The organism is Bacillus sp. 7884-1 (assembly GCF_002272245.1).
Classification (GTDB): Bacteria; Bacillota; Bacilli; order Bacillales; family Cytobacillaceae; genus Neobacillus.
The window spans coordinates 1-2990 of the sequence record NZ_NPDD01000174.1 but is presented as its reverse complement, the minus strand read 5'-3'; the positions used below and the strand labels follow the sequence as shown (position 1 = coordinate 2990).

The following is a 2990-nucleotide window of genomic DNA, read 5'->3' as shown; positions in this document are numbered from 1 at the left end:
ATTGTCACGCTGCAATTCGTGCAATAAAAAAAGGCGGATATGAAAAATATCGAGTTTTTTTTGCTGATGAGGAGACAGCCATTGCGGCTGGTTATAGACCTTGCGGAGCATGCATGCGTGAGCAATATGTAAAATGGAAAAATGAAAAGGACAAGCCTCTTTACAACAACTAATAGGATATAGGAAGTTTTATTAGACAACAGGATTATGATGATTGCTTCATACTTTCAGCAAAATATGGTTTCCATTCAAAGAACACCGTGATTGAACCCTACGATTTAACAACTAGGATTTTACAGAGAGCAACAGGCTAATCGATGAAGAGGCAATTTAAGTAGATCTTAATTAAGTAATATGTTTTTGCAAAGACACTATTTATTTAACTACTTTTCTTGAAGAACTGACAGCTAAAAATTATTACTAAATTTTTCTAAAATAAGTAAAAATATTACAATATATGATATTGTTATACAAGGGGAGAAAAAAATTATGGGGGTTAATGAATTGAAAAAGTATTTAGTAGGGTTACTTGCTTTATTTTTAATTTTTAGTTTAGTTGCTTGTTCATCTGAAAGTTCGAATACATCTAAAGCAGAGGATAAGAATGAGGAAAAGAGTTCTGAGGCCAAAGCAAAGGCAGAAGCAGAAACCAAAGCAAAGGCAGAAGCAGAAACCAAAGCGAAGGCTGAAGCAGAAGCCAAAGAGAAGGCTGAAGCAGAAGCCAAAGAGAAGGCTGAAGCAGAAGCCAAAGCAAAGGCAGAAGCAGAAGCAGCTGCAGTTTCAGCTTCAACTGGAGGATCAGAGCTCTTTGCCAATTGTACTGAACTGAGAAAGAAGTATCCAGATGGCGTAGCTGCAGATCATCCAGCCTATCAATCTAAAATGGATAGAGATAAGGATAACTTTGCTTGTGAAAGATAGTGTATTATCAACTTAGTAGACCTTTCTAAGGTATTGAATTATGAATGATCCCTTCTCAAATGATGAGATGGGATTATTTTTTGTATTTCCTAAACAATTCTTAAACTGAATGATTAATTGATATATCGGAATGTAGATTTGAGTCGTAAGTGCTAGAAAGGTAGAAGGAATAAATCAGGATTATTGAACTTTAATAATAGTTGATAGGAATCTACTTTTCTTTCGGAATAATGGAAATATAGTCCAATATTTTACAGAAGTAGACAATTTGCTATACGAATATCTTTGTTAACGTTTTCTATTGAACTTAGGAATACGATTGGATAAGAGGAGTGGTTCAGGAAAAGTTAATACGCAAAAGGACAACTAGATTAGGTTTATTTATCACATAACCATATCGTTGCTTAGATTTACGGAGCGACCTTAATGTTACATATACTCGTCAGATAATTAATTAAAGGAATGATTTTATTCATGGAGGTAAAACAATGGATTTTATTCCACCGAAAGAGACGTTGTTAAAGGTGAAACAAAAGCGAAAAGAAACCATAGCGGCGGGTCGTCGACATACCGTTGGGCTTAAATCTGACAGTACGGTGGTTGCTGTGGGCGATAATAAATTTGGCCAATGTGATGTAAGCGGCTGGTGCGATATTGTGGCGGTCGCAGCTGGTAATGTTCATATGGCGAAGAACACGGGTAATGCTCATACCATCGGTCTTAGATCTGAAATGATTGTGGCGGCAGTGGGGTGGAATAAGCACAGCCAATGCGATGTAAACGACTGGCGCGATATTGTAGCGATTGCGACGGGCTGGGCTCGTTCCATTGGGCTTAAATCGAATGGCACAGGAGTAACAGTTGGACGAAATAATGATGGTGAATGCAATGTAAGCAGCTAGCAGGATATTGTGGCGGTCGCTGCGGGTGACTGGCATACCATCGGTCTTAAATTGGATGGTACGGTGATTGCTGTGGGGAATAATCGATATCCCCAATGCAATGTAAGCGGCTGGTCCAATATTGTGGCGATTGAAGCGGGTTATCTTCATACCATCGGTCTTAAATCTGACGGTACGGTGATAGCTGTGGGTTGGAATGAGTATGGCCAATGTAATGTAGGGGATTGGCGTGATATTGTGGCGATTGCGGCAGGTTGTGCCCACACTGTCGGGCTTAAATCAGACGGCACAGTGGTTGCTGTGGGTGATAATGAATATGGCCAATGTGATGTAAGCAGCTGGAGGGGCATCCAACTGCCCGGCAATTAAATCCCTGAAATTCCTACATTTTTTAATAATCCAAAGGAAAAGATACATTTTTGTTGAATTTAATGTTCTCCAAGGTTAAACCCTATCCACTGGCAAACCTTATAATACTAAATGCAAAAAGGACCATCAGAACCGTCCCCCCGGTCACTGCTTAGGGCATTTATATCATTAAGTATTCACCATTATCTCCATGCTTTCCATGATTGATAAAGCCATATCGTTCAAAGTACCTAACATTGCTTTCTGTCTCTGCATATAAAGAGATAGGATAATTGATTTTTATTGCTAATTTTATAAGCTTTTGCATAATCTTGTATCCTTGTCCTTTTTTAAACGAATAGAGAGTTTGTATCTCCAAAAAAGCTCTCTGATTTCCTATAATGTCTTGCATTCCTTGATTAGAAGGCGCTGTACGATGCGCAATATTTAAAAAGGCTTCCAAATTGGATATAAATAAGCTAATGCCGCCATCTTGTCCTATTTTAACCAAATAGAAGTTAAAATCAGTTTGCTGATCAAGCCATTTTAAAAATTTCAATGAATTTGGGTACTTCGATTCCATCTCTCGAGCATGCATAGAGGTTTCAGCTCGCATTTTTGCTTTCAAATGTTGATGTGTTGGAAGAATTTTAGAAATAAATAACTCTTTGTCCTTTATTAACTGTAAAAATTTATTATAATCCTCATCTACAACTGTTTTCTTTTCCATAAATTCCTACCATTTCTTTTATTTTTAGGCTGTGTTAAAGGATACTGTTTTTAATTTAAGAACCTGTTGATTGGAGAGGAAGGCGCTTG

Annotated in this window: 1 protein-coding gene and 2 pseudogenes; 2 read left to right on the top strand and 1 reads right to left on the bottom strand. The window is 37.7% G+C overall.

Annotation, left to right across the window (positions count from 1 at the left end; genetic code table 11):
• Positions 1-780: 780 nt before the first annotated feature.
• Both CHI06_RS31220 and CHI06_RS19990 read left to right on the top strand, forming a co-directional pair.
• Positions 781-921, top strand: a pseudogene (locus tag CHI06_RS31220) (excalibur calcium-binding domain-containing protein); the annotation flags it as partial.
• Positions 922-1409: 488 nt separating this feature from the next.
• Positions 1410-2192, top strand: a pseudogene (locus CHI06_RS19990) (RCC1 domain-containing protein).
• Positions 2193-2352: 160 nt separating this feature from the next.
• Here CHI06_RS19990 and CHI06_RS19985 read toward each other — a convergent pair.
• Positions 2353-2901 carry a hypothetical protein gene (locus tag CHI06_RS19985; RefSeq protein ID WP_095250370.1) on the bottom strand — a complete coding sequence of 183 codons (549 nt, stop codon included), beginning with the start codon at positions 2899-2901 and terminating at the stop codon, positions 2353-2355.
• Positions 2902-2990: the final 89 nt, after the last annotated feature.

Coding starts and splice junctions, on each gene's coding strand:
- CHI06_RS19985 (WP_095250370.1), bottom strand. CDS start 2,901: ATGGAAAAGAAAACAGTTGTAGATGAGGATTATAATAAATTTTTACAG.